This is a genomic window from Streptomyces sp. NBC_01217 (assembly GCF_035994185.1).
In the GTDB taxonomy this organism is placed as follows: Bacteria; Actinomycetota; Actinomycetes; order Streptomycetales; family Streptomycetaceae; genus Streptomyces.
In genome coordinates this window covers 1,521,600-1,546,674 of sequence record NZ_CP108538.1, presented here as the reverse complement: position 1 = coordinate 1,546,674, position 25,075 = coordinate 1,521,600, and the positions used below count along the sequence as shown (strand labels likewise).

Sequence of the window (25,075 nt, the reverse complement as noted above, 5' to 3'; positions counted from 1 at the left end):
ATGACCGCGACTGCTGCCGAAACCGCCACCACGCCTGCCACCGCCCGCCTTCGCGCGCGGACCGGCGGCCCCAAGGACGGACCGAAGGTCCTGGAGACCGTGCTCGGCTGGACACTCGTCGTGGTGATCGCCATGTTCGTGACCCAGGCCGGCCTCATGTGAGACACCGGCCCCGGCGGGCTCAGAGGGGCCGGGAAGGCCGGGTCAGGAGCGGCAGACCGCGAACTTCCCCGTACGGGTGGGTGGTTCGGGCGCAATGATGCGCGCACAGCCTGCTGACACCGAATGTCGTCACGCACGAAACGGGGCGGACGGCCGATCGGCCGTCCGCCCCGCCCTTTGTCCAGTGGCTAGTTGATCGCCTTGATCAGCTCGCCGTCGGTGGTGTCGCCGCTGAGTTCCCAGAAGAAGGTGCCACCGAGACCCTGCTGGTTCTTGTAGTTCATCTTGGTGGCGATGGTGGCCGGGGTGTCGTAGCTCCACCAGTTGGTGCCGCAGTGCGCGTACGCCGTGCCGGCGACGGTGCCGGTCGCGGGGCAGCTGTTCTTGAGGACCTTGTAGTCCTCGATGCCCGCCTCGTACGTGCCGGGGGCCGCCCCGGTGGCGGTGCCGCCGGGCGCGTCCTGCGTGACGCCGCTCCAGCCGCGGCCGTAGAAGCCGATGCCGAGCAGCAGCTTCGACGCGGGAACGCCCTGCGCCTTCAGCTTGTTGATGGCGGCCTCGCTGGTGAAGCCCTCCTTCGGGATGCCGCTGTAGGAGGTCAGCGGGGAGTGCGGGGCGGTCGGCCCCTGCGCGTCCCAGGCGCCGAAGAAGTCGTACGTCATCGGGTTGTACCAGTCGACATACTGCGAGGCGGCGCCGTAGTCGACGGCGTCGAGCTTGCCGCCCGCGGAGCCGTCGGCGGTGATCGCCGAGGTGACCAGGTTGTTCGCGCCGAACTTGGCGCGCAGCGCGGCCAGCAGGTTGCCGTAGGCGTTCCGTCCGCTGGTGTCGCAGGTCAGACCGCAGGCGTTGGGGTACTCCCAGTCGATGTCGATGCCGTCGAAGACATCGGCCCAGCGGGGGTCCTCCACCAGGTTGTAGCAGGACTCGGCGAACGCGGCCGGGTTCTGCGCGGCCTCACCGAAGCCGCCGGACCAGGTCCAGCCGCCGAACGACCAGATGACCTTGAGGTCCGGGTGCAGCTTCTTCAGCTTGCGCAGCTGGTTGAAGCTGCCGCGCAGCGGCTGGTCCCAGGTGTCCGCCACACCGTCGACCGACTGGTCGGCCGTGTACGCCTTGTCGTAGTCGGCGTAGGCGTCACCGATCGCGCACTTGCCGCCGGTGACATTGCCGAAGGCGTAGTTGATGTGCGTGAGCCTGTCGGCGGAGCCCGAGGTCTCGATGTTCTTGACGTGGTAATTCCGCTGGTAGACACCCCAGTCGGCGAAATACCCGACCACCTTGTCGCCGGCCGCTGTGGGGGCGGCGGCGTCGGCCCCGGGGGCCGCTTCCGGCGTGGTGGTGGGGGCCGCGCCGGCCGATGCGGTGCCCGCGGCACCCAGCAGGGTGGCGCCGAGGGCGACGGTACAGGCGGCTGCGGCGAGCGCCCGGAAACGGGCGCGGGGACGGTGCTGTCCGAACATCTTGTCTCCTCGTGGGGGAGGGAACGTGTGAGTGGGGGGAGTGCTGCCGGCCATCCCGTGGACTTGGCATGAACGCGGAAGGGCCGGTCCGGGTGAAACCGTAGATGGACTAGACCAGTTGGGTCAATGGTTCGGACCAATTACGGTGACCGTCCCGCCCGCCGCCGAGTCGCTCCGTCACCCCGTGACGGATATCGTCCGATCGGGCATACTCAAGCCGCCACAGCCGCTGGCCAGCGACTCTCGTAATCCGGGAGGCGGGCAGGGGCTGGGCATTCTGTGCTTCTCCGGGCCGTGCCCGGAACCCCCCGGCGGCGCCGCCCACACCCCGCGCGCGCGACCGTCGCAACGCCCGACAGGGAGGAGAGCGCCGTCATGACCGACCGTGCCCCGCACATGGTGGAACGCCGTCTGCCCACCGAGGAATCCAGGCAACTCGTCGCGCTCGTCCGCGACATCGCCCAGCGAGAGATCGCACCGCGGGCCGCCGAGGAGGAGGACGCCGGCCGGTTCCCGCGCGAAGTCTTCACCCTGCTCTCCGAGTCGGGACTGCTCGGACTGCCCTACGACTCCGCCTACGGTGGCGGCGACCAGCCGTACGAGGTCTACCTCCAGGTCCTCGAAGAACTCGCGGCGGCCCGGCTCACCGTCGGCCTCGGCGTCAGTGTCCACTCCCTCGCTTGCCACGCGCTCGCCGGATACGGCACCAAGGAGCAGCAGGCCGCGCACCTCCCCGCGATGCTGGGAGGGGGCCTGCTGGGCGCCTACTGCCTCTCCGAGCCCGCCGCGGGCTCCGATGCCGCCTCACTGCGTACGAAGGCCGTACGGGACGGCGAGGACTGGGTCATCACCGGCACCAAGTCATGGATCACCCACGGCGGCATCGCCGACTTCTACACGGTCCTGGCCCGCACCGGAGCCGAGGGCGCCCGGGGCATCACCGCCTTCCTGGTCCCCGGCGACGCCGAGGGGCTGAACGCGGCTGCCCCCGAGAAGAAGATGGGCATGAAGGGCTCGCCCACCGCCCAGCTGAACTTCGACGGCGTACGGGTCGCCGACGCCCGCCGGATCGGCGAGGAGGGCCAGGGCTTCGCGATCGCCCTGTCCGCACTGGACTCCGGACGCCTGGGCATCGCCGCCTGCGCGATCGGCGTCGCCCAGGCCGCCCTGAGCGAGGCAGTCGCCTACGCCACCGGGCGGCAGCAGTTCGGCCGCCCCATCGCGGACTTCCAGGGCCTGCGCTTCATGCTCGCCGACATGGCCACCCAGATCGAGGCGGGCCGGGCGCTCTACCTGGAGGCGGCCCGGCTGCGCGACGAGGGCCGGCCCTTCTCGCGCCAGGCGGCCATGGCGAAGCTGTTCTGCACGGACGCGGCCATGCGGGTGACGGTCGACGCCGTCCAGGTGCTCGGCGGGTACGGCTACACCCTCGACTTCCCCGTCGAGCGGCTGATGCGCGAGGCCAAGGTGCTGCAGATCGTCGAAGGCACCAATCAGATCCAGCGCATGGTCATCGCGCGCCACCTCGCGGGTCCTGAGACGCGCTGACCCGCAGCGGCCGGTCCGACCACACGGGCGTCGTCATGATCCGGTTCCACTCCTGGTCATGGCGGCCCGGCAGGGTCCGTCCGGTGCTCTCCCAATGACGAAGCAGGGCCCGGTAGATGGGCGGATCGGTGGAGTGCGGCACCGATCGCGGCGTCGAACGGGGCGGCACGGGCTGCGGCACCGGCTGCGAACCGGGCTGCGGAACCGATTCTTCGGCGGTCGGAGCGGTGAGACGGCGTCGACCGGGACCGGCCGTTGATTGCAGCAGGGTCATGCCTGGCCAACGGCGCCGGGTGGGCCCCGGTAACTACCCGGCCGATTCGAGAGCCCGTTCGCCGGGTCCCCGGACGGGCCCGGACACGTCCGGGCCGCCGAGTGCGGGTGCGCGGGAGGGGCCTCAGGCGGCCTCGCGCCGCATCTGCGGCACCCGCAGCGGGCGCGAGCCGGGACCACCGGCGTGCGAGAACGGCTGCATTCGCCAGTCGAGCCCCTGAGGGAGCGTCAGCAGCAGCGCCGTCTCCTGCTCCTGCGGGTCGAGCGACTCGTCCGCGGGCCGAGCCCCGGCCACCGCGCGGCCCGTACCGGCGCAGACCGTCAGGACGAACGGGTTCCACGGAGTCGGGCACAGCGCGTGCTCCGGCAGCACGTCCTCGTCCGCCAGCAGCGCGATCGGCTGCGCGCAGTCCGGGCAGATCACCCGGTACATCTCGAACATGTCGTACGCGTCGGAAACGGTGTCCTCGACCGGATCAACGGGCTCCGGTTCGGTACGTCCGGTGAGTTTCAGGCTCTGCATGGGAAATTCCCCCCTCAGGTGGGCCGACAAGGCGCCACGGCCTCGACCACAGCAAGCACTTCCCGTCGCGCATCGACCTCAACCCCGAGGTGGACGCCTACCCACCCGTAAACCTGTGGCATTCGTCACATGCCCGCCGCAGGTGCCCTTACTGGGCTCTCACCGCTGTGCCTGGAGGGACCCGGGGCAATAGGTTGATCCGTATGGAGGAGCTGGACCGACAGATCGTGGAGCTGCTCGTCAAGGACGGGCGGATGAGCTACACCGACCTGGGCAAGGCCACGGGCCTGTCCACATCGGCGGTTCATCAGCGTGTCCGCAGGCTGGAGCAGCGCGGGGTGATCCGGGGCTATGCCGCGGTCGTCGACCCCGAGGCCGTCGGCCTGCCCCTCACCGCTTTCATCTCGGTGAAACCCTTCGATCCGAGCGCGCCGGACGACATCGCGGAGCGCCTCGCGGGCGTCCCCGAGCTGGAGGCGTGCCACAGCGTCGCGGGCGACGAGAACTACATCCTCAAGGTGCGGGTCGCGACCCCGCTGGAGCTGGAGCACCTGCTCACCCGGATCCGTTCGCTGGCCGGTGTCTCCACCCGGACCACCGTCGTACTCTCCACGCCGTACGAGGCCCGGCCCCCGCAGATCTGAGGGGGCCGCGGAACGGGCGGGTCCGGGCAGGCGCGAGACTGGTCCCATGACCGAGAGCACCGCCCCCCAGAGCGACCACCGCACCGTGCTGCTGCGCGGTGGAGACGTCCACAGCCCCGCCGACCCCTTCGCCACCGCCATGGTCGTCGAACGCGGCCATGTCGCCTGGGTGGGCTCGGAAGGGGCCGCCGACGCCTTCGCGAGCGGCGTCGACGAAGTGATCGACCTCGACGGTGCGCTGGTCACCCCCGCGTTCACCGACGCCCATGTGCACACCACATCGACCGGTCTGGCCCTCACCGGCCTCGACCTCTCCGGGGCCGGGACGCTCGACGAGGCGCTCGGTCTGCTGCGCGCGTACGTGGCGGCGCACCCCGCGGACAGGGTCGTCCTCGGCCACGGCTGGGACGCCTCGCGCTGGCCCGAGCAGCGCCCGCCGTCGCGCGGCGAGCTCGACGCGGCGGCGGGCGGACGGCCGGTCTACCTGCCCCGGGTCGATGTGCACTCCGCGGTCGTCACCACCGCCCTCCTCGACCTGGTCCCCGGCGTCAGCGCACTGGCCGGCTACCACCCCGACGCCCCGCTGACCGGCGCCGCCCACCACGCGGTGCGTTCCGCCGCGCACAACGCCGTCTCGCCGCAGCAGCGCGTTGCCGCCCAGCGCGCCGCCCTGCGCCACGCCGCGTCGCTCGGCATCGGCACCGTCCACGAGTGCGGCGGCCCCGACATCTCCGACGAGGAGGACTTCACCGCCCTGCTGAAGCTCGCCGCGCAGGAGAGCGGACCGCGGGTCTTCGGCTACTGGGCCGAGCAGGTCGCCGACGAGAAGGACGCCCGCCGGATCCGCGAACTCGGCGCGATCGGCGCGGCCGGTGACCTGTTCGTCGACGGCTCCCTCGGCTCGCACACCGCCTGCCTGCACGAGCCCTACGCGGACGGCCCGGCCGGGCACACGGGCACCGCCCACCTGGACGCGGCACGGATCGCCGCCCATGTCGCCGCCTGCACCGAGGCCGGGCTGCAGGCCGGCTTCCACGCCATCGGCGACGCCGCGGTCTCCGCCGTGGTCGAAGGTGTCCGGGCCGCCTCCGAGAGGCTCGGCCTGGCCCGGATCAGGGCCGCCCGGCACCGTATCGAGCACGCGGAGATGCTCACCCCCGAGACCGTCGCGGCCTTCGCCGAGCTGGGGCTGACCGCCTCCGTGCAGCCCGCCTTCGATGCCGCCTGGGGCGGCGAGGAGGGCATGTACGCGCAGCGGCTCGGGGTCGAGCGGGCCAGGACCCTCAACCCGTACGCGGCGCTCCTGAGGGCAGGTGTGCCCCTGGCCTTCGGCTCGGACAGCCCGGTGACCCCGCTGGACCCCTGGGGGACCGTACGGGCCGCCGCTTTCCACCGCACGCCCGAGCACCGGATCTCCGTACGAGCCGGCTTCACCGCCCACACCAGGGGCGGCTGGCGGGCCGTCGGCCGCGACGACGCGGGGATCCTGGTGCCCGGCGCCCCGGCCGACTACGCGATCTGGCGTACCGCTGACCTGGTGGTCCAGGCCCCTGACGACCGGGTCGCCCGCTGGTCGACCGACCCGAGGTCGGGAACGCCCGGCCTGCCCGATCTCACCCCGGGCGCGGAGCTCCCGGTCTGCCTGAGCACCGTGGTCTTCGGACAAACTGTCTACGTAAGGCCGAACGAGTGACGTCCGGACATTTCGTACCGCCGATCGAAGACGTCCCCGCTCCGCCGCGACCTGCGGATCTTCGCTACTGACCAGGCAAGATCCGGGAAAATCGCAGGTCAGGCGGCTATTGACAGAACGCTCCCACCGGCCGGTAGGTTCGGCCGAGTCCACCACAGGACGTCCGACCGGTTAAACCTCCACGCAGTCGTCGAACGCCGCTGGGTCATGGGGTGGTGCGCCGCACCGGCGCACCACCACTGGCAGCCAGGTTCAGCGTCCGCGCCTCGGGGGCGAGGGGAGGTTTCAGCCGGACGGTAGGTGCGACCCGGGAGGGGCCCGGACGTTCAGTAGACAACGGCTCTAGGTCGATCCGCAGCCAGCGGGTCCCGGGTCGGCCCGAAGGGCGCTGGGCCCCCACCGCAGTTCCCGACGATTCCCGTCAGGGGGTCTGTCCGTACTTCCCTCCTTCTGTCCGCGGCGTTGCCCGTACCCGTCCGACCGCGTCGGCATCGGGCCCCCGCCCGCTGGATATGGTGTGCACCTGCGTACGGACTTAAGGGGCAGTAAGTGAACGACGGCGGTCAGAGGCGGTACGGCCCGCTCGGCAGAACCTTGGTGATCATTCCGACCTACAACGAGGCCGAGAACATCAAGCCGATCGTCAGCCGGGTGCGCGCCGCTGTGCCGGAAGCCGACATCCTGGTCGCCGACGACAACAGCCCCGACGGCACCGGCAAGATCGCCGACGAGCTCGCCTCTGCCGACGACCAGGTCCAGGTGCTGCACCGCAAGGGCAAGGAAGGGCTGGGCGCGGCCTATCTCGCGGGCTTCCGCTGGGGCATCGAGCACGGCTACGGCGTGCTCGTCGAGATGGACGCCGACGGCTCCCACCAGCCCGAGGAGCTGCCCCGGCTGCTCACCGCGCTCAAGGGCGCCGACCTGGTGCTCGGCTCCCGCTGGGTGCCGGGCGGGCGGGTGGTCAACTGGCCCAAGTCCCGCGAGATGATCTCCCGCGGCGGCAGCACCTACTCCCGGCTCCTCCTCGGGCTGCGGACCAGGGACGTCACGGGCGGCTACCGGGCCTTTCGCGCCGAGACCCTGGACGGCATCGGCCTCGACCAGGTCGCCTCGCAGGGCTACTGCTTCCAGGTCGACCTGGCCCGCCGCGCCGTCGACGCCGGATACCACGTCGTCGAGGTCCCGATCACCTTCGTGGACCGTGAGATCGGCGATTCGAAGATGAGCCGCGACATCCTGGTCGAGGCGCTCTGGCGGGTCACCTCCTGGGGCGTCACCTCCCGTACGAACCGGGTCCTCGGCCGCAAGGCGACCTGATCCACCGAGGGGCGGCGGGCGCCGGGCCGCCGCCCATGATCACCCCCGTATGCCGTTCGGGCGCCCGTACGGGCACACTGGGGACCATGACGACCGGCACACCGCCCCCGACCGCCCCCAGGCGCTCACGCGCCCGTACCCTCGTTCCCCTCGCCGTCGCCGCATGGGCGGTGCTGGAGATCTGGCTGCTCACCGTCGTGGCCGACGCGGCGGGCGGGTTCACCGTGCTGCTGCTCCTGATGGCGGGGATCGTGCTGGGCGCCGCGGTGATGAAGCGGGCCGGCCGCCGGGCCTTTCGCAACCTCACCGAGACGCTTCAGCAGATGCCGGGGCAGCCCGGCGCCGCCGCCGCTCCGCAGGCCGCCCCCACGGGCAGCAGGGGCAATGGCTTCCTGATGCTGTCCGGGCTGCTGCTGATGATCCCCGGGATCATCTCGGACGTGGCGGGGCTCGTACTGCTGGTGCCGCCGGTCCGTTCGACGCTCGGCCGGTACGCGGAGCGGTCGCTGGAGCGCCGGATGCGTGCCGCGGGCCCCGGCAGCCTCTCCGACGCCTTCCATCAGGCGCGCATTCACCGGCCGGATGGAAAGATCGTGCAGGGTGAGGTCATCCGTCAGGACGGCACGCAGCCGGACTCCCGCCCCGACGAGGGCCCCCGGCCACCACTGACTCCCTGAAAGCCTGTCGGGTGACCTCTGATCGGGCGGACGGGGGTCACCCGAGAGGTTCTGACGCCGGACCGCGACGCGACAGAGCCGCGGGCTGTGACACACACTCGGTGTGTGTCACAGCCCGCGGCTCTGTCGTATGGCGGTGTTACGCGGTCAGGCAGACTTCCTGCTGTCCCGCGGATGCACGGCGATGTTCATGGCTCCGGAGCGCAGAACCGCCAGCCTCTCGGCCAGCACCTCCTCCAGCTCCTCGCGTGTGCGCCGCTCCATGAGCATGTCCCAGTGCGTACGCGCAGGCTTGCCCTTCTTCTCCTCGGGGCCATCCCCGTCCACCAGGAGTGCCATGGCGCCGCACGCCTTGCACTCCCACTCCGGCGGAATTTCCGCCTCTACCGAGAACGGCATCTCAAATCGATGTCCGTTCTGGCATGCGTACTCCACCGCCTGGCGCGGGGCCAGATCGATGCCGCGGTCCGTCTCGTAGCTGGTAACCACGAGTCGCGTGCCGCGGAGAGCTCGCTCACTCATGAATCGTGCCTCCCGGGCTTGTCGCCCACAGGACAGGTGTCGCTGTCGTCGTCATCCGGTCAACGTCCGGTCGGCGGCAAAGATTCCCGTTGCCGGTCATGCGTCGCCCGTCGTGCCGCTGCTTTTTCAGGTTTCCCATGGTCCAAGTACCCGCCCATGCCCGGTTTGTCACATTTGGCAGAAGTTGTCACCCAACGGTTTGGCTTCTTCCGCTCGCAGTAACGGTCCTCCGGGCAGGCCAAAGGCGTACACTACCGGCCTTTCACTTCAACGTCTAAATCCGTTCGGGAACGGGATTCCCCGCAGCCGCCACAGCCTGCCGCACGGGCACCCTCGCGAGCAGCACGGAACCGACGGCGAAGAAGATCACCAACGAGATGATCGCATCCCTGTAGCTCCCGGTCAGCTGATACGCGAGCCCGAACACCAGTGGCCCCAGCCAGCTCAGCCCTCGGTCGCTCATCTCGTACGCGGAGAAGTACTCCGCCTCCTTGCCGCGCGGCACCAGATGCGAGAAGAGCGAGCGCGACAGCGCCTGGCTGCCGCCGAGCACCAGACCGATCGCCGAGGCCAGCACATAGAAGAAGACCGGCGTGTGGGCGGGCAGGAAATAACCGGCGACGAGAATCAGTGTCCAGATGACGAGCGAGCCGAGGATCGTGCGCTTCGCGCCGTACACCCGCGCCAGCCGGCCCATTCCCAGTGCTCCTGCCACCGCGAGCACCTGCACCAGCAGCACGGCCGTGATCAGCGTCGTCTGGTCGAGTCCCAGCTCCTCGGAGCCGTACACCGAGGCCTGGGAGATCACCGTCTGCACGCCGTCGTTGTAGACCAGGTACGCCAGCAGGAAGGAGAGCGTCAGCGGATGGCGGCGCATGTCGCGCAGAGTGGCCATCAGCTGCCGCCACCCCGATCCGACGGCACCCTCGCCGCCCGGCGCCACCCGCCGGTCGCGCAGCCTGCGCAGCGGTACGAGGGTGAAGGCGCCCCACCAGACGCCGGCCGACGCGAGACAGATCCGCACGGCATCGGACTCGGAGAGGCCGAACGAGTCATGGCCGGTGTAAAGGACCAGATTCAGGACGAGGACGAAGGCACCCGAGGTGTATCCGAACGCCCAGCCGCGCGAGGAGACCGCGTCCCGCTCGTCCGGTCCGGCGATCTGCGGCAGATAGGCGTTGTAGAGCACCATCGACACCGAGATCGAGGCGTTCGCCACGATCAGCAGGAACGCGCCCAGCAGATAGCGGTGGCCGTCCAGGAAGAACATGCCGGTGGTCGCGGTGGCCCCCACATAGGCCGCGGCCGCCAGCAGCGGCTTCTTGCGTCCCGTACGGTCCGCGGCGGCGCCCACGACCGGCATCACGATCACCGCGACCACGACGGACACGGAGACCGCGTAGGCGAAGAGCGACCCGGCGCGCACCGGTATGCCGAGCGGGTGCACGAAACCGTCAGCGTCCGCGGCCGCCTTGGCGACCGAGGTCAGATACGGGCCGAGGAACACCGTCAGAACGCTCGTCGAGTAGACCGAGCAGGCGAAGTCGTAGAAATACCAGCCGCGTTGTTCACGTCTGCGGCTCGCGGCGTCGGCGGAACCCGTCGTGAGTCCCGTCGGCTCAGCGGTGTCCGCGGTCTCGGCGCTCAACCCGCACCCCCCTCGTCCTCCCCGTGGAGACCTGGCACGACCGGAGTCAGGCCCAGGCCCCCCGCTCGCTCAGCACCGTGCGCAGCGTCTCGATGTGATCGGTCATGATGCCATCCACACCGAGGTCGAGGAGCGCCGCCATCCGCTCGGGTTCGTTCACCGTCCAGACATGCACCTGGAGTCCGCGTGCGTGCGCCTCGCGCACGAAGCGGCGGTCGACCACCCGGACGCCGTTCTGGCTCTCCGGCACCTGTGCGCACACCGCTCCGGCCCGCAGCGCCGCCGGAATGCCGTACGAGCGCAGCCGCAGACCCAGCACGCCCCGGACGCCGTAGGAGGTGGCGAGCCGGGATCCCGCGAGACGGTGCGCCCTGGCGACCCGGGTCTCCGAGAACGAGCCGACGCACACCCGGTCCCAGGCGTCCGTCCGGCGGATCAGCTCGACCAGCGGGATTAGGGCGGACTCGGTCTTGATGTCGACGTTCCAGCGGGCCTCGGGAAACGTCTCCAGCAGCTCCTCGAACAGTGGCAGCGGCTCCCGGCCCGCCACCCTGGCCCGGCGCACCTCGTTCCACGAAAGCTCGGCTATCTTGCCCCGGGCATCGGTCACCCGGTCCAAAGTGGCGTCGTGGAAGGCCACCAGACGGCCGTCCGCCGTGGTGTGCACATCGGTCTCGAAGTAGCGGTACCCGGCGTCGGCGGCCCGGCGGAACGCGGCCGAGGTGTTCTCGATCCCGTCCGCGGCACCGCCCCGATGGGCGAAGGGGATCGTCGCGGGATGGTCCAGATAGGGGTGGCGTACGGAAGTCACCGCGGAAGTATGGCCTGCCCCGGTGTCCGGGTGGTGACGGCGGTGTCGCCGCTGTCCGTCGCGGGCGCGACGGACTCCTCGTCACCGGACCCGGCGGACTCCCGGGCCGGCTTCCCGTCGACCGCGAAGAAGCGCAGGAAGAACTGGGCGAGCGGGCCGATGGCCAGGGCGTAGAGCACCGTGCCCGCGCCGAGCGAGCCGCCGAGCACGAAGCCGGTCACCACGACCGCCACCTCGATCAGCGTGCGCACGAGCCGGATGGAGCGCCCGGTCCGCAGATGCAGACCGGTCATCAGCCCGTCGCGCGGTCCCGGGCCGAACCGCGCCGCTATGTAGAGCCCCGTCGCCACCCCGTTGACCACGACACCGGCGACCATCACGGCGATCCGCGCGGTGAGGCCGTGCACATCCGGCACGACCGCGAGCGTGCCGTCCATGGCGATGCCGATGGCGAAGACATTGGAGACGGTGCCGAGACCGGGACGCTGCCTGATCGGTATCCACAGCAGCAGAACGGCGGCGCCGACGATGATCGACACGACTCCTATGGACAGCCCGGTGCGCTCCGCGAGTCCCTGATGCAGCACTCCCCACGGTTCGAGACCGAGTCCGGCGCGGACCAGGAGCGCCGAACTCGCCCCGTACAGCGCCAGGCCGACGTACAGCTGAAGCAGCCGTCGGGTGAGGTGCGCCCCGCGAGGGACGGGGGTGATGGACAAGAGGTGCCCCCTGATGTGGTGGTAGTGGACTGGCGCGTGTCACTCTGTGGCAGGGGATTGGTCGCCAACTATGGCCAATCCGAGGAAGGTGGACTGATTTTTATGGCGCAGTGGACTTCGGCAGTCGGTGCGGCCCAGCTCGCCCGGCAGCTCCATGCCCAACAGCCCCGGCCCGCCGGACCGGGTGCCCGCAAGCCGCCCGCCTACCGTGCGCTGGCCGACGGGGTCCGGCTGCTCGTCCTCGAAGGCCGGGTGCCGGTGGCCGCCCGGCTGCCCGCCGAGCGGGAGCTGGCGCTCGCCCTGTCCGTCAGCCGCACCACCGTCGCCGCCGCGTACGAGGCGCTGCGCACCGAGGGGTTCCTGGAGTCCCGCCGGGGCGCCGGCAGCTGGACCGCCGTGCCCGCGGGCAATCCGCTGCCCGCACGCGGCCTGGAGCCGCTTCCCCCCGAGTCGCTCGGTTCGATGATCGACCTGGGCTGCGCCTCGCTGCCCGCCCCCGAACCCTGGCTGACCCGGGCCGTCCAGGGCGCCCTGGAGGAGCTGGCACCGTACGCCCACACCCATGGCGACTACCCGGCAGGACTGCCCGCGCTGCGCCAGATGATCGCCGACCGCTACACCGCGCGTGGCATCGCGACCATGCCCGAACAGATCATGGTCACCACCGGGGCGATGGGTGCGATCGACGCGATCTGCCACCTGTTCGCGGGCCGCGGCGAGCGGATCGCGGTGGAGTCCCCGAGCTACGCCAACATCCTGCAGCTGATGCGGGAGGCCGGCGCCCGGCTGGTGCCGGTGGCGATGGAGGAAGGGCTCGGCGGCTGGGACATGAACCGCTGGCGCCAGGTGCTGCGGGACGCGGCGCCGCGGCTCGCCTACGTCGTCGCCGACTTCCACAACCCCACCGGCGCGCTGGCCGACGAGGACCGGCGGCGCGAGCTGGTGGACGCCGCCCGCTCCGCCGGCACGGTCCTGGTCGTCGACGAGACCATGAACGAGCTGTGCCTCGACGACGACGTGAAGATGCCGCGCCGGGTCTGCGCCTTCGACCCGGCGGGCTCCACCGTGATCACGGTCGGATCGGCGAGCAAGGCCTTCTGGGCCGGCATGCGGATCGGCTGGGTGCGCGCCGCCCCCGATGTGATCCGCAGCCTGGTTGCCGCCCGCGCCTACGCCGACATGGGGACGCCCGTCCTTGAGCAGCTCGCCGTCAACTGGCTGATGCGCACCGGCGGCTGGGAGCAGGCCGTGCAGGTCCGGCGCGAACAGGCACGGGACAACCGGGATTCGCTCGTCGCCGCGGTCCGCCGGGAGCTGCCGGACTGGGAGTTCGCCGTCCCGCGCGGCGGGCTGACCCTGTGGGTGCGCACCGGTGGCCTGTCCGGATCCCGGCTCGCGGTGGCGGGGGAGCGGGTCGGTGTACGCGTTCCCTCCGGGCCCCGGTTCGGTGTCGACGGCGCCTTCGAGGGGTACGTACGGCTGCCGTTCACGGTCGCGGGGCCGGTCGCGGACGAGGCGGCGGTACGGCTCGCGGCGGCGGCGCAGCTGGTGGGTTCGGGGGCGGGTGCGGGGGCGGAGGCACCGCGGACGTTCGTCGCCTGACCGGCGACGCGATGCGGGGGTGACGAAGCGGCCGGTCCGTCGCCCCCGCACCCTTCAGTCCCCGGCCGCCACGCCCTCGGCGGACACGGCCGCGGTCAGGGGGCGCGGCCGTGCTGGGTCCGGGACGGCCGGTGCGGTCCCCTCGGCCGGGGTCTGCCGCCCCGGGAGCAGGCCGAGGACCGCCTGCCGCTGCGCCTCGCTGGTCGCCTCGTCGTACGGATCGGGCGTGGCCGGGACCTGGAGCCGCACCACGGGACCGGTACCGAGTCGCGCGTACCCCCGGCCGGGCGGGACGTCCGGTGCCGGAGTGGTGTGCGGCTCCGTGCCGAGCACCGACTCGATCTGTTCGCGGGAACAGTCGCCGAGCACGACCCGGGCCCTGGTGTGGGTCCGTACCGTCTCGGAGAGGGTGTCCAGGCTGTCGAACTGATCGGTCGTGACCACGGTGACGTTGGCCGCCCTGCCGTGCCGCAGCGGCACCTGGAGCAGCTCCTGGGGATCGGGCTTGCCGTCGGCGGCCGCCAGCGGGCCGAAGGCGCCGGGCCGGTCCAGCAGCATCCAGAGCGGGCGCTTGATGTCGTCGGGGGCGGGGTGGCCGGCCTGCCGGGCCCGGTTCGCCGCGATCAGCCGTCGCTCCGTCTCGTGCGCCGCCCACTCCAGGGTCGCCAGCGCACCGGCCAGGCCGCACTCCACGGCCAGTACGCCGTCGCGCCCGGCCAGGCAGGCGTACTCGCCGCTTCCACTGCCCTCGACGATCAGGATGTCGCCGTGCTGGAGCGCCTGGAGGGCGATGGAGCGCAGCAGAGTGGTGGTGCCGCTGCCGGGCTGGCCGACGATCAGCAGATGCGGCTCGGTGGAGCGGGCGCCGGTCCGCCAGACGACCGGGGGCGCGTCACGGGTCGCGTCGCCGTCGCTCACGGGGACGGTGCGCTGCACCGCTTCGCCGTCGGTGAAACCCAGCACGGTCTCGCCGGGAGCGGTGACGAAGCGCTGGGCCCCGATCGAGGTGGGCAGCGCTTCGAGCACGCTCATCACGAGTTGGTTGCCCTCCTCGTCCCAGGTGAAGCGGTATTCGCGTCCGCGGCCCGACTTGGCGTGCAGCAGCTGCTCGATCCGGTTGCGGGAATCGGCCTCGCTGTCGGTGAAGTAGGCGGGGTACGCCACGTGGAGACGTGTCAGGCGCCCGTTGCCGTCGAACTCGTAACCGCTGAAGACCTTGTCCCACTCGCCGCCGTGGGCGAACAGCGGACTGGGGTCGTCGGCCACGGAGAAGTACGGCACGAGCGCCTCGTACAGGGACCGCAGCCGTCGGGTCTCCGCCTCGCCGGGGCCGGTCCTCACGGGGGTCCGCTCCCGCCCCTTCCATGCGGCCGCACCCATCACCGTGACCAGGGCGAGCACAGACCCGTACGGGATGAGCGCGACCACGAAGACGCATGCCGCGGCGCAGAAAAGCGCCGGACCACGCTTGTCCTTGGGCGTCGCGGCCCACTTCTGCCGTCCCGCTCCGGCCAGCAGCCGCAGACCACGGGTGATCGTTATCAGCGGATGGAGGATGTCGGTGGCGTTCTCGGCGGCCGTGCGCACGAGCTCGCGACTGCGAGTGATCGACGCGCTGCCGCTGCTCAGAATGCGGGGGAGTGGTCGCCGGGCCACGTCGGCCTCCTGAAGGGGTGGGAGTGGTCGCGCAGGGTCAGAATTTGATCCCGCCCAGGAGACCGGCGAGACTCGCACCGCCCGCGGTGATGCTCGGTGCGATGGCGGTGCCCGCCAGATAGAAGCCGAACAGGGCGGTGACGAGGGCGTGCGATGCCTTGAGGCCGTCCTTCCTGAAGAACAGGAAGACGATGACGCCGAGGATGACTACGCCTGACATGGACAGGATCATGAGAGGTTCTCCTGGTTGAGGGGACAGTCACCATGAGTCCTTCCAGGTTCACCGGAAGTATCTATACGATAAAAGCTGCATTCGGGTGAAAAGTCGTTATTTTCACTTGACCGGTCGACGGGTGGCGCCGGTGACCGTCGTCACCAGACGTGATCTTCTGCCGCGGGTGGGCAGGGTGATGTGTGTGGTTCGGCAGTACCCTGTCGATTCACTCGTACGGCCCCGACGGCGTACGGCCCGGCAGGTCGACAGCGGTGAAACCGGTTAATGGAAGGCGGTTTGTCCGATGAGCGAAACACCCGATCCCGAGGTGGTGGAGCTGGCGACGAAGGTCTTCGACCTGGCTCGCCGCGGTGAGACCGAAACGCTCGCCGCCTATGTCGACGCGGGCGTCCCCGCGAACCTCACCAACGACCGGGGTGATTCGCTGCTGATGCTCGCCGCGTACCACGGGCACGCCGCTGCGGTTACCGCCCTCGCCGGCCGTGGCGCCGACCCGGACCGGGCCAACGACCGCGGGCAGACGCCGCTGGCCGGAGCCGTCTTCAAGGGCGAGGACGCGGTGATCGAGGCACTGCTCGCCGCGGGGGCCGACCCGGCGGCCGGAACACCCTCCGCACTGGACACCGCGCGCATGTTCGGCAAGGCCGACCTGCTGGAACTCTTCGGCTCCCGCTGACCGGGTACGCCGTAAATGTGGTCGCGGTGGCGAAATGGCTGGGTCATCATGACGTCGCGGGCCCGTTCCGGGCCACCGATGAGAGGCAGAGGAAGATGGTCTACACCAAGCAGAAGACGGCGGTCGGCCGATCATGTTGCTGCGCGGCGTAGTGCCCCACCCGGCACTTGGAACTGCACAGTCCCGGTTGCGTCGACAGCTTGATGTGAGGCTTTTTCCATGTTTGATCCGTTCATAGCGCCGAGCGGCACCCTGCTCGGCCTGCTGCAGAGGGGCCGCGGCGACGGCACGCTCCACGCGCTCGCCGCACCACGCCCCGAGGCCCTGGCGGCTCTCAACCACTGTGTCCTGAGCGATCCGCGTCACGACTGGCAGGTGGAGAACCGCTCGCTCTACTACGCACGCCTGTACCTCGACCTCGACGGCGGCATCGAAGAGATCGAACGCCACCTGTGCGATCCAGAGGACCACCTCGACACCGACGACTCACGCACCGGGCTGGCCCTCGCCGTGCTCGGCCACCTCGCCTCGTACGGACGGGACGACGCCCTGGCCCTGCTGCGGCGGTACGCCGCGACCGGAGCCAACTGGGCCTGGGCGCTCGACGAGCTCGCCCTGCGTGACGACGACGCGGGGCTCCGCGCCCTCGCCGTACCCGTGCTCGGCCGGTTCCCGGCCACCGAGGAGGGTGCTGCCGAGCTGGCGGCCGCCGTTCGGGACGCCTACGAACCCCGCCCCTGGCGGCTCTGGGCGGACGACCCGCGCGAAGAGGTCGGCGCCAGGGTCAGGGCCGCCTCGGAACAGGGCTCCTTCGACCGCTGGCAGCGGCAGATGCGCCCCGGCGGCCCCCGCCCCGGCTGGAGCGTCCAGGCCGTCTTCGACTGGGCCCAGCAGGGGCTCGAACGCGGCAGTGTCCTGCATGTACCGGCCGCCCGCTGCCTCACCGCCGTCGCGGGCCCCGAGGACCGGTCCACGATCATCGAAGCCGCCCGCAGCGGCCCCGAGGGCGCACGCGGCGCCGCCCTGCACTACCTGGCCGAGGCCAGGGACCCGGCCGTGCTCGACCTCATCGAGATCGCCGCGGTCAGCGCCTCGCGCACCGTCGCCGAAGCGGCCGTCGCCGCCTTCGAGCGGATGTGCGGCGACGCGGCGGTCGAGCGGGCCAGGCGCTGGGCCCGACGGCCCGACGCGCTCGGCGCCTCCGCGGCCGGTGTGCTCGCCTGCCGGGGCGGCGCCCAGGACACCCCACTGGTTCTCGGCGCACTCCGCGACGCCGTGCGCGGCGAAGGGCCGGACGCACCACGCCTGTGGACCCTCGTCGACGGCACGGGCCGCCTCGGCATCGCCTGCGCCGCCCCCGTCCTGCGCCATGTCTACCGGGAGACGTCCTCCTCGCACCTGCGCGGCCGAGCGGCCCGCGCACTGGCCGCGACCGACCCCTCCTTCGCCACCGGATTCGCCGTCGAATGCCTGTGGGACTGCGAGGAGACCACCCGCGAGGTCGCCGCACGCCACGCCGAGACCGGTGACATCAGGGTCGCCGAGCGACTGCGCCGACTCGCCGCGGACCCGGCCGAGGAGGCCGAGGTGCAGACAGCGGTACGCAGCAGGATCGGGCCAGACGCCCCCGCGGTCTGATCGCAGTCCGCACAGCGGCGCGCGTCGGGGGCGCGCGCGGCGTGAACGAGGGAATGGCGCGGCGCGAACGGCCGAGCGGAGCGGCGGGCGCGCGGCGTGAATGGGGGCGAAACGGCGCCTGCGGCCTGCACGGACACCGCTCGGCGGAGCGGCGGACGCGCGCGCGGCCCACAACGCTCATGGGACGTTCCCCGTAAGGAAAGATCCAAGTCGGTCCGGACACGTCAAGTACGGCGACAACACGGGTATGCGTGTCGTCATCGTCACCGAATCCTTCCCGCCGGATGTCAACGGCGTCGCCCACTGCACCCTGCAGACGGCCCGGCATCTCGCCCTACGCGGCCACGAACCGCTCGTCATCGCCCCGGCCACGGCCGGCGCGACGACCACCTCCCGATCGGACCCCTCCGACGCTCTCGAAACCGACGCACCCTGCCCCGTGGTGCGCGTGCCTTCCCTGCCCCTGCCCGGCTATCCCCAGGTCCGGGTGGCTCTCCCGAGCCGGCGGCTGACCGCCGCCCTCACCGCCCACCGCGCCGAACTCGTCCATCTGGCCGGACCGTTCGTGCTCGGCGCACGCGGCATGGCGGCCGCGGCCAAGCTCGGACTGCCGGCCGTGGCCGTCTACCAGACCGACCTGGCCGGCTATGCACGCACGTACCTCGGCACCGGCGAGAACACCGCCTGGCGCCGGATGCGCGCCGTGCACAGCGCCGCCGACCGCACCCTCGCGCCCTCCACCTCCGCCGTCCGCGACCTCACCGAGCACGGCGTGCCCCGGGTCCGGCTGTGGCCACGCGGCGTCGACACCGAACGGTTTCGGCCCGGGCTGCGGGACGAGGCGCTGCGCCGCCGTCTGGCGCCCGGCGGGGAGCGGATCGTCGGATACGTCGGACGGCTCGCCCCGGAGAAACACGTCGAACTCCTCGCCGGGGCCTGCGCGATACCCGGGGTCCGGGTCGTGGTCGTCGGTGACGGCCCCAGCGAGCCGTCACTGCGCAGCGCACTGCCCGGTGCCGTCTTCCTCGGCCGCAGGACCGGGGACGAACTCGCCCGGATCTTCGCCTCGCTGGACATGTTCGTGCACACAGGTCCGTACGAGACGTTCTGTCAGACGGTGCAGGAGGCCATGGCCTGCGCGGTGCCCGTGATCGCCCCGGCTGCGGGCGGACCGCTCGACCTCGTCGACCACGGGCGGACCGGGCTGCTCGTCCCGCCGCTCGACGTTGGTGCGGTGGCGGCGGCGGTCGGCGCACTGGCCGCGGACCCCGTGCGCGCGGCGGCCTACGGCGCCACCGGCCGGGCCACCGTCGAGGGCCGGACCTGGCAGGCCGTCGGCGACCAGCTCCTGGACCACTACGACGAGGTGCTGCGCGAACGAACGGCGGTGGCGGCATGACCGGCCCCGAAGGACGGACGGTCATCGTCCGGCTGGCGAACTTCGTCACCCCGTCATCGGGCGGACTGCGCACCGCCCTCGACCAGCTCGGCCGCGGCTATCTCGCGGCCGGACACGAGCCGGTGCTCATCGTGCCCGGCGCCACCCGGACCGATGAGCGCACGGAACAGGGGAGGGTGATCACGCTCCCCGGGCCGGTCCTGCCCGGCAGCGGCGGCTACCGCGTGCTGGCGGGACGGCGCGGACTCCGCGACCTCCTGGAGACGCTGCGGCCCGACCGCCTGGAGGTCTCCGACCGGACCACGCTGCGATGGACGGGGGAATGGGCCCGCCGCGCCAGGGTGCCCGCCGTGATGGTCTCCCACGAGACGGCCGACGGGGTGCTGCGAACCTGGGGCGTCCCGGCCGCCGCGGCAGGGCGGACGGCCGACCGGCTCAACGCGCGCAGCGCCCACGCGTACACCCGGATTGTCTGCACCACCCAGTGGGCGGAGCGCGAGTTCCTGCGCATCGGCGCCCGAAACGTGGTGCGCGCCCCCCTCGGCGTGGACCTTCGACGCTGCCGCCCCGCACGGCACAGCACGGTGCTGCGCGCCCGGCACCTGCATGGCCGGGACGTACTGCTGCTGCTGTGCTCGCGGCTCTCGGTCGAGAAACGCCCGGGCCGGGCCCTGGACGCGCTCGCCGAGCTGGGGCGCCTGGGGGTGAGCGCGACCCTGGTCGTGGCGGGGGACGGGCCACTGCGTGCGGGCCTGGAGAGCAGGGCGAGGGCACAGCGGCTGCCGGTCGAATTCCTGGGCCATGTGCGGGACCGGGAGGCGCTGGCGGATCTGCAGGCGGCGGCCGACATCTGCCTGGCGCCCGGACCCGCCGAGACGTTCGGCCTGTCGGCCCTGGAGGCGCTGGCCTGCGGCACCCCGGTCGTGGCCAGCGCGAGCTCCGCGCTGCCCGAGGTGATCGGCGACGCCGGAATGGCCGCCGCGGACACGGGTGAGGCGTTCGCCGCCGCGGTACGGGAACTGCTCGGGCGCCCGCAGGAGGGGCGCCGTGCCGCGGCGAGGCAGCGGGCCGAACTCTTCGGCTGGGACCGCTCGGTGGCCGCGTTCCTGGCCGCGCACGAGGTGGCGGACCGGGGCGGGGTTCCGGGGGTACGGGCATGAACGCGGCGTCGATGCTGCCGGGCATCCCGGAACAGCGCACTCCCGCTACGCCGGGCCTCGCCCCGCTGCGGTTCGCCGCGCTCGGGGACTCGTTCACCGAAGGCGTGGGCGACCCCGTCCCCGGCGGCCGGCGGGGCTGGGCCGCACTGCTCGCCGACAGTGTCCCGGACGGCCGGCGGGGCGTGGAGTTCCGTAACTTCGCCGTCAGCGGCGCGCAGTCCGGCGACGTCCTGGACCGGCAGGCCGCGGCGGCGGCCGCGTTCCGGCCGCACCTCGCGTCCGTCGTCGTCGGCGTCAACGACACCCTGCGCCGCACCTTCGACATCCGGCTCCTCGCCCGGCGCCTGGACGAGGTCTGCGCGCTCCTGACGCGGAGCGGAGCCGTACTCCTGACCGCCTGCCTGCCCGACCCCGGCGCCGTGCTCGGGCTCCCCGCGCCCCTGGGCAGGCCGCTCGCCCGCCGCCAGGGAGCGGTGAACGCCGTCGTGCACGTGCTGTCCGAGCGCTACGACGCCGTTCATCTGCACATGGCGGACCAGGCGTGGGTCTGCGACCGCTCCCTGTGGAGCGCCGACCGGCTCCACCCGGCCGAACACGGTCATCGGACGGTCGCCGCCGGTTTCCATGAACTGCTTGCGGCCCGAGGGCTGGCCCTGGGCCCGGCACCCGGGCTCGAACCCCAGCAGCCGCCCCCGAGCCGCGCCGACAACTGGCTCTGGCTCGCCACCGCGGGTACCGGCTGGCTGGCCCGCAGAAGCACCGACCTGTTGCCGCAGCTGCTGTGCCTTGCCGCGGTGGAGGTACGGCACCGGGTGTGCGGCACCGACGAGCGGCTGGACCGGCAGGCCGAGGCGGCGTTGCGCAACGCGCTGGACGCCGTACAGCCGGCCGGCGCACCGCCACCCGCCGCACTGCGCACCGGGGAGCGGACCGTGGCATCTGGTCCGTTGTCCGTGCCACGGGTCAGTATGGAGGGATGACCGGACGCTGGGAGTTCTGGATCGACCGTGGCGGTACGTTCACCGATGTCGTGGGCCGGGATCCCGATGGGCACCTGGTCACCCGCAAGCTGCTCTCCCACGACCCGGAGCGCTACCGCGACGCCGCCGTGGCGGGAATCCGGGGGCTGCTGGGCCTCGGCCCCACCGACCCGGTCCCCGCCGACCGGGTCGGCGCGGTGAAGATCGGTACGACGGTCGCCACCAACGCCCTGCTGGAGCGGCGCGGCGAGCCGACCGTGCTGGTCATCACGGAAGGCTTCCGGGACGCCCTGCGCATCGCGTACCAGAACCGGCCGAGGCTGTTCGACCGCCGCATCCTGCTGCCCGAGGCCGTGTACGAGCGGGTGATCGAGGTGCCCGAACGGATCGACGCCCACGGCCGGATCGTCACGCCGCTGGACCTGGAAGCGGTGGCCGGGCGGCTGCGCGCCGCCCGGGCCGACGGACTGCGCAGCGCGGCCGTCGTCCTGATGCACGGCTACCGCCACCCCGGACACGAGATCGCCGTGGCCGCCGCCGCCCGCGAGGCGGGCTTCACCCAGGTCAGCTGCTCGCACGAGGTCAGTCCGCTGATCAAGCTCGTGCCACGTGGCGACACCACCGTCGTCGACGCCTACCTCTCACCGATCCTGCGCCGGTACGTCGACGAGGTCGCACGCGAACTCGACGGCATCCGGCTGATGTTCATGCAGTCCAACGGCGGGCTGCGCGAGGCCGCCCACTTCCGGGGCAAGGACGCGGTGCTCTCCGGCCCCGCCGGTGGCGTGGTCGGCATGGCCCGTACGTCCGGACAGGCCGGATACCGCCGGGTCATCGGCTTCGACATGGGCGGCACCTCCACCGATGTCTCGCACTACGCGGGCGAGTTCGAGCGCGAGCTCGGCACACAGGTGGCCGGTGTGCGGATGCGCGCCCCCATGATGAACATCCACACCGTCGCGGCCGGCGGCGGCTCCGTCCTGCACTTCGACGGCCACCGCTACCGCGTCGGACCCGACTCGGCCGGTGCGGTCCCCGGCCCGGCCTGCTACCGCCGCGGCGGACCGCTGACCGTCACCGACGCCAATGTGATGCTCGGCCGCGTCCAGCCCGCGCACTTCCCGGCCGTCTTCGGACCGGACGGCGACCTTCCGCTCGACGCGGACCTCGTCCGCGCACGCTTCGACGCACTCGCCGAGGACGTGGCGCGCGCCACCGGAACGCGACGCACGGCAGCCGAGGTCGCCGCCGGATTCCTGGAGATCGCCGTGCTCAACATGGCGAACGCGGTCAAGAAGATCTCCGTGCAGCGCGGACACGACATCACCCGCTACGCCCTGACCGGCTTCGGCGGCGCCGGGGGCCAGCACGTCTGTGCCGTCGCCGACGCCCTGGGCATCGACACGGTCCTCGTACCGCCCCTGGCCGGCGTGCTGTCCGCGTACGGCATCGGTCTCGCCGACGCCACCGCGATGCGCGAACAGTCCGTGGAGGCCGAACTGAACGAGGCGACCCGCGCCGAGGTGGGCGGGCTCTGCGAGGAACTCGCCGCCCGTACCCGCGCCGAACTGCGCGCCGACGCCATCCCCGACAGCGCGATCAGCACGCACGCCCGTGTGCTCCTGCGCTACGCCGGTACGGATGCGAGCCTGCCCGTCGACCTGGACACCGCACCCGCCATGGCCGAGGCATTCACCGCCCGGCACCGCGCACGCTACGCGTTCACCATGGACAAACCCCTGGTCGTCGAGGCGGTCTCGGTCGAGGCGACGGGCACGGCGGGACAGCACGAACCACGCCCGGTCGGCCGGACGCCCCGCGCGAGCGCGAAACCTCGACCGTGCGACACCGTGACGATGTTCGCCGACGGCCGATGGCAGGACACCCCGCTCCACCGCCGTGAGGAACTGCACCCCGCGGACATCGTGACCGGCCCCGCCGTGATCGCCGAGGCGGATGCCACCACCGTCGTCGACCCGGGCTGGCAGGCCGCTCTCGCCGACACCGGTCATCTGCTGCTCACCAGGGTCCGGCCGCGCCCGGACCGCACGGCCGTCGGCACCCGGGTCGACCCGGTCATGCTGGAGGTCTTCAACAACCTCTTCATGTCGATCGCCGAACAGATGGGCGTGCGCCTGGAGAACACGGCCCACTCCGTCAACATCAAGGAGCGGCTCGACTTCTCCTGCGCGCTCTTCGACGCGGACGGCAATCTGATCGCCAACGCCCCGCACATTCCCGTGCACCTCGGCTCGATGGGGGAGTCCATCAAGGAGGTGCTGCGGCGCAACGGCGGCTCGATGCGGCCCGGCGACGTATACGCCATCAACGATCCCTACCACGGAGGCACGCACCTGCCCGATGTGACCGTGGTGACGCCCGTGTTCGGCCTCGACTCCGGCTGGCCCGGTGGCGAGGGGCCGCAGCTGCGCTTCCTCGTGGCCTCACGTGGACACCACGCCGAGATCGGCGGCATCACCCCCGGCTCCATGCCCGCCTTCAGCCGCACCGTCCACGAGGAGGGAGTGCTGTTCGACAACTGGCTGCTGGTACGGGACGGCAAGCTCCGCGAGGCCGAGACGCGCGAACTGCTCACCACCGCCGCGTACCCCTCTCGCGACCCGGACACCAACCTCGCGGATCTGCGTGCCCAGATCGCCGCCAACGAGAAAGGTATTGTCGAACTCGCCCGCATGGTCGAGCAGTTCGGGTCCGAGTCCGTGGCCGCGTACATGGGGCACGTGCAGGACAACGCCGAGGAGTCCGTCCGCCGGATCATCGCCGGACTGCACGACGGCGCCTACCGCTACGAGACCGACAACGGCGCGGTCATCGAGGTCGCCCTCACCGTGGACAGGGCCGCCCGCAGCGCGGTCGTCGACTTCACCGGAACCTCACCGCAGCAGCCGGGCAATTTCAACGCACCGAAGTCAGTGGTCATGGCGGCGGTGCTGTACGTCTTCCGGACCCTGGTCGCCGACGACATCCCCCTCAACAGCGGCTGTCTCAAACCCCTGGAGGTCAGGATCCCGGAAGGCTCCATGCTGGCCCCCGTCCACCCGGCGGCCACCGTCGCGGGAAACGTGGAGACGTCCCAGGCCGTCACCGGAGCCCTGTACGCGGCGCTCGGCATCCAGGCCGAGGGCTCGGGCACCATGAACAACCTCACCTTCGGCAACGAGCGCGTCCAGTACTACGAGACCGTGGCGAGCGGCTCGGGCGCGGGCGACGGCTTCGACGGCGCCGACGCCGTACAGACCCATATGACCAACTCCCGCCTCACCGACCCCGAGGTCCTCGAATGGCGCTACCCCGTGCTGCTGGAGAGTTTCCGGGTACGGGACGGCAGCGGGGGCGCGGGGCGCTGGCACGGCGGCTGCGGCGTGGAGCGGCGGATCCGCTTCCTGGAACCCGTCACCGTGGCGCTGCTCTCCGGCCATCGCCGGGTCCGGCCGTACGGCATGGCGGGCGGTGAACCCGGTGCGCCGGGCGAGCAGCACATCGAACGCTCGGACGGCAGGACGGTCACACCGCTGCGCGGCTGCGACACGGCCGATCTGGAGCGCGGAGACGTCCTGGTGCTGCGCACACCGGGCGGCGGGGGCTACGGACCCCCGGAACCGGACCGCACCGACCGGGCGGAACGCACCGCAGAACAGCCGTGATGTCCGTGCCGGGTGGCCCGGGGCAAGGGGTCGCTTCTGCGCCGTTTCGACCGTTGTCGGTGTG

The 25,075-nt window shown here is 71.8% G+C and carries 21 protein-coding genes; 13 read left to right on the top strand and 8 right to left on the bottom strand.

Going from position 1 to position 25,075, the window contains the following annotated elements:
• Positions 1 to 162: an SCO1431 family membrane protein gene (locus tag OG507_RS06610; protein ID WP_327366202.1), complete on the top strand. Its 162-nt coding sequence runs from the start codon at positions 1 to 3 to the stop codon at positions 160 to 162.
• A 188-nt stretch (positions 163 to 350) separates the two neighbouring features.
• On the opposite strand, the gene OG507_RS06605 is transcribed toward OG507_RS06610, so the two are convergent.
• Positions 351 to 1,625: a glycoside hydrolase family 18 protein gene (locus OG507_RS06605; protein ID WP_327366201.1), complete on the bottom strand. Its 1,275-nt coding sequence runs from the start codon at positions 1,623 to 1,625 to the stop codon at positions 351 to 353.
• 375 nt (positions 1,626 to 2,000) lie between these two features.
• Here OG507_RS06605 and OG507_RS06600 point away from each other — a divergent pair, with 375 nt between their 5' ends.
• Positions 2,001 to 3,173, top strand: coding sequence for an acyl-CoA dehydrogenase family protein (locus tag OG507_RS06600; RefSeq protein ID WP_327366200.1), 1,173 nt, complete (start codon positions 2,001 to 2,003; stop codon positions 3,171 to 3,173).
• Positions 3,174 to 3,570: 397 nt separating this feature from the next.
• On the opposite strand, the gene OG507_RS06595 is transcribed toward OG507_RS06600, so the two are convergent.
• Positions 3,571 to 3,969 carry a hypothetical protein gene (locus OG507_RS06595; RefSeq protein WP_327366198.1) on the bottom strand — a complete coding sequence of 133 codons (399 nt, stop codon included), beginning with the start codon at positions 3,967 to 3,969 and terminating at the stop codon, positions 3,571 to 3,573.
• A gap of 203 nt (positions 3,970 to 4,172) precedes the next feature.
• On the opposite strand from OG507_RS06595, the gene OG507_RS06590 reads away from it, so the two are divergent.
• The 4 genes from OG507_RS06590 (at position 4,173) to fxsA (ending at position 8,300) form a co-directional block, all read left to right on the top strand.
• On the top strand, positions 4,173 to 4,613 hold the full coding sequence (locus OG507_RS06590; protein ID WP_024493538.1) for an Lrp/AsnC family transcriptional regulator: 441 nt from the start codon (positions 4,173 to 4,175) through the stop codon (positions 4,611 to 4,613).
• Positions 4,614 to 4,659: 46 nt separating this feature from the next.
• Positions 4,660 to 6,306, top strand: coding sequence for an amidohydrolase (locus tag OG507_RS06585; protein ID WP_327366196.1), 1,647 nt, complete (start codon positions 4,660 to 4,662; stop codon positions 6,304 to 6,306).
• Between the two features lie 549 nt (positions 6,307 to 6,855).
• Positions 6,856 to 7,623 carry a polyprenol monophosphomannose synthase gene (locus OG507_RS06580; protein ID WP_327366195.1) on the top strand — a complete coding sequence of 256 codons (768 nt, stop codon included), beginning with the start codon at positions 6,856 to 6,858 and terminating at the stop codon, positions 7,621 to 7,623.
• Between the two features lie 86 nt (positions 7,624 to 7,709).
• Complete coding sequence (gene fxsA, locus OG507_RS06575) at positions 7,710 to 8,300, top strand: FxsA family membrane protein (protein ID WP_327366194.1); 591 nt, start codon at positions 7,710 to 7,712, stop codon at positions 8,298 to 8,300.
• A gap of 147 nt (positions 8,301 to 8,447) precedes the next feature.
• Here fxsA and OG507_RS06570 read toward each other — a convergent pair whose 3' ends face one another.
• The 4 genes from OG507_RS06570 to yczE all read right to left on the bottom strand — a co-directional run bounded on the left by OG507_RS06570 (position 8,448) and on the right by yczE (position 12,000).
• Positions 8,448 to 8,822 carry an RNA polymerase-binding protein RbpA gene (locus OG507_RS06570; RefSeq protein ID WP_007262928.1) on the bottom strand — a complete coding sequence of 125 codons (375 nt, stop codon included), beginning with the start codon at positions 8,820 to 8,822 and terminating at the stop codon, positions 8,448 to 8,450.
• 274 nt (positions 8,823 to 9,096) lie between these two features.
• Positions 9,097 to 10,470, bottom strand: a complete 1,374-nt coding sequence (locus OG507_RS06565; protein ID WP_327366193.1) for an MFS transporter — start codon at positions 10,468 to 10,470, stop codon at positions 9,097 to 9,099.
• 46 nt (positions 10,471 to 10,516) lie between these two features.
• Positions 10,517 to 11,281 carry a glycerophosphodiester phosphodiesterase gene (locus tag OG507_RS06560; protein WP_327366192.1) on the bottom strand — a complete coding sequence of 255 codons (765 nt, stop codon included), beginning with the start codon at positions 11,279 to 11,281 and terminating at the stop codon, positions 10,517 to 10,519.
• Positions 11,278 to 12,000, bottom strand: a complete 723-nt coding sequence (gene yczE / locus OG507_RS06555; protein WP_327366191.1) for a membrane protein YczE — start codon at positions 11,998 to 12,000, stop codon at positions 11,278 to 11,280. The genes OG507_RS06560 and yczE overlap by 4 nt, the downstream gene beginning before the upstream one ends.
• Positions 12,001 to 12,102: 102 nt before the next feature.
• Here yczE and OG507_RS06550 point away from each other — a divergent pair, with 102 nt between their 5' ends.
• Positions 12,103 to 13,602 (top strand): SCO1417 family MocR-like transcription factor, encoded by a 1,500-nt coding sequence (locus OG507_RS06550; protein ID WP_327366190.1) that lies wholly within the window; start codon positions 12,103 to 12,105, stop codon positions 13,600 to 13,602.
• Between the two features lie 54 nt (positions 13,603 to 13,656).
• Here the strand turns inward: OG507_RS06550 and OG507_RS06545 are convergent, their stop codons facing one another.
• Together OG507_RS06545 and OG507_RS06540 are read right to left on the bottom strand one after the other, a co-directional pair.
• Positions 13,657 to 15,258, bottom strand: coding sequence for an ATP-binding protein (locus OG507_RS06545; RefSeq protein ID WP_327366189.1), 1,602 nt, complete (start codon positions 15,256 to 15,258; stop codon positions 13,657 to 13,659).
• A gap of 37 nt (positions 15,259 to 15,295) precedes the next feature.
• Entirely contained in the window at positions 15,296 to 15,490 is a 195-nt protein-coding gene (locus OG507_RS06540; protein WP_030968886.1) for a hypothetical protein, read from the bottom strand.
• 286 nt (positions 15,491 to 15,776) lie between these two features.
• On the opposite strand from OG507_RS06540, the gene OG507_RS06535 reads away from it, so the two are divergent.
• From OG507_RS06535 to OG507_RS06510, 6 genes are all read left to right on the top strand, one after another.
• On the top strand, positions 15,777 to 16,169 hold the full coding sequence (locus OG507_RS06535; RefSeq protein WP_327366188.1) for an ankyrin repeat domain-containing protein: 393 nt from the start codon (positions 15,777 to 15,779) through the stop codon (positions 16,167 to 16,169).
• A gap of 219 nt (positions 16,170 to 16,388) precedes the next feature.
• Positions 16,389 to 17,807 (top strand): HEAT repeat domain-containing protein, encoded by a 1,419-nt coding sequence (locus OG507_RS06530; RefSeq protein ID WP_327366187.1) that lies wholly within the window; start codon positions 16,389 to 16,391, stop codon positions 17,805 to 17,807.
• A 247-nt stretch (positions 17,808 to 18,054) separates the two neighbouring features.
• On the top strand, positions 18,055 to 19,206 hold the full coding sequence (locus tag OG507_RS06525) for a glycosyltransferase family 4 protein (RefSeq protein ID WP_327366185.1): 1,152 nt from the start codon (positions 18,055 to 18,057) through the stop codon (positions 19,204 to 19,206).
• Entirely contained in the window at positions 19,203 to 20,366 is a 1,164-nt protein-coding gene (locus OG507_RS06520) for a glycosyltransferase (protein ID WP_327366183.1), read from the top strand. The genes OG507_RS06525 and OG507_RS06520 overlap by 4 nt, the downstream gene beginning before the upstream one ends.
• Positions 20,363 to 21,346 (top strand): SGNH/GDSL hydrolase family protein, encoded by a 984-nt coding sequence (locus OG507_RS06515; protein ID WP_327366182.1) that lies wholly within the window; start codon positions 20,363 to 20,365, stop codon positions 21,344 to 21,346. Before OG507_RS06520 ends, OG507_RS06515 begins: the two co-directional genes overlap by 4 nt.
• Positions 21,343 to 25,011 (top strand): hydantoinase B/oxoprolinase family protein, encoded by a 3,669-nt coding sequence (locus tag OG507_RS06510; protein WP_327366181.1) that lies wholly within the window; start codon positions 21,343 to 21,345, stop codon positions 25,009 to 25,011. Before OG507_RS06515 ends, OG507_RS06510 begins: the two co-directional genes overlap by 4 nt.
• Positions 25,012 to 25,075: the final 64 nt, after the last annotated feature.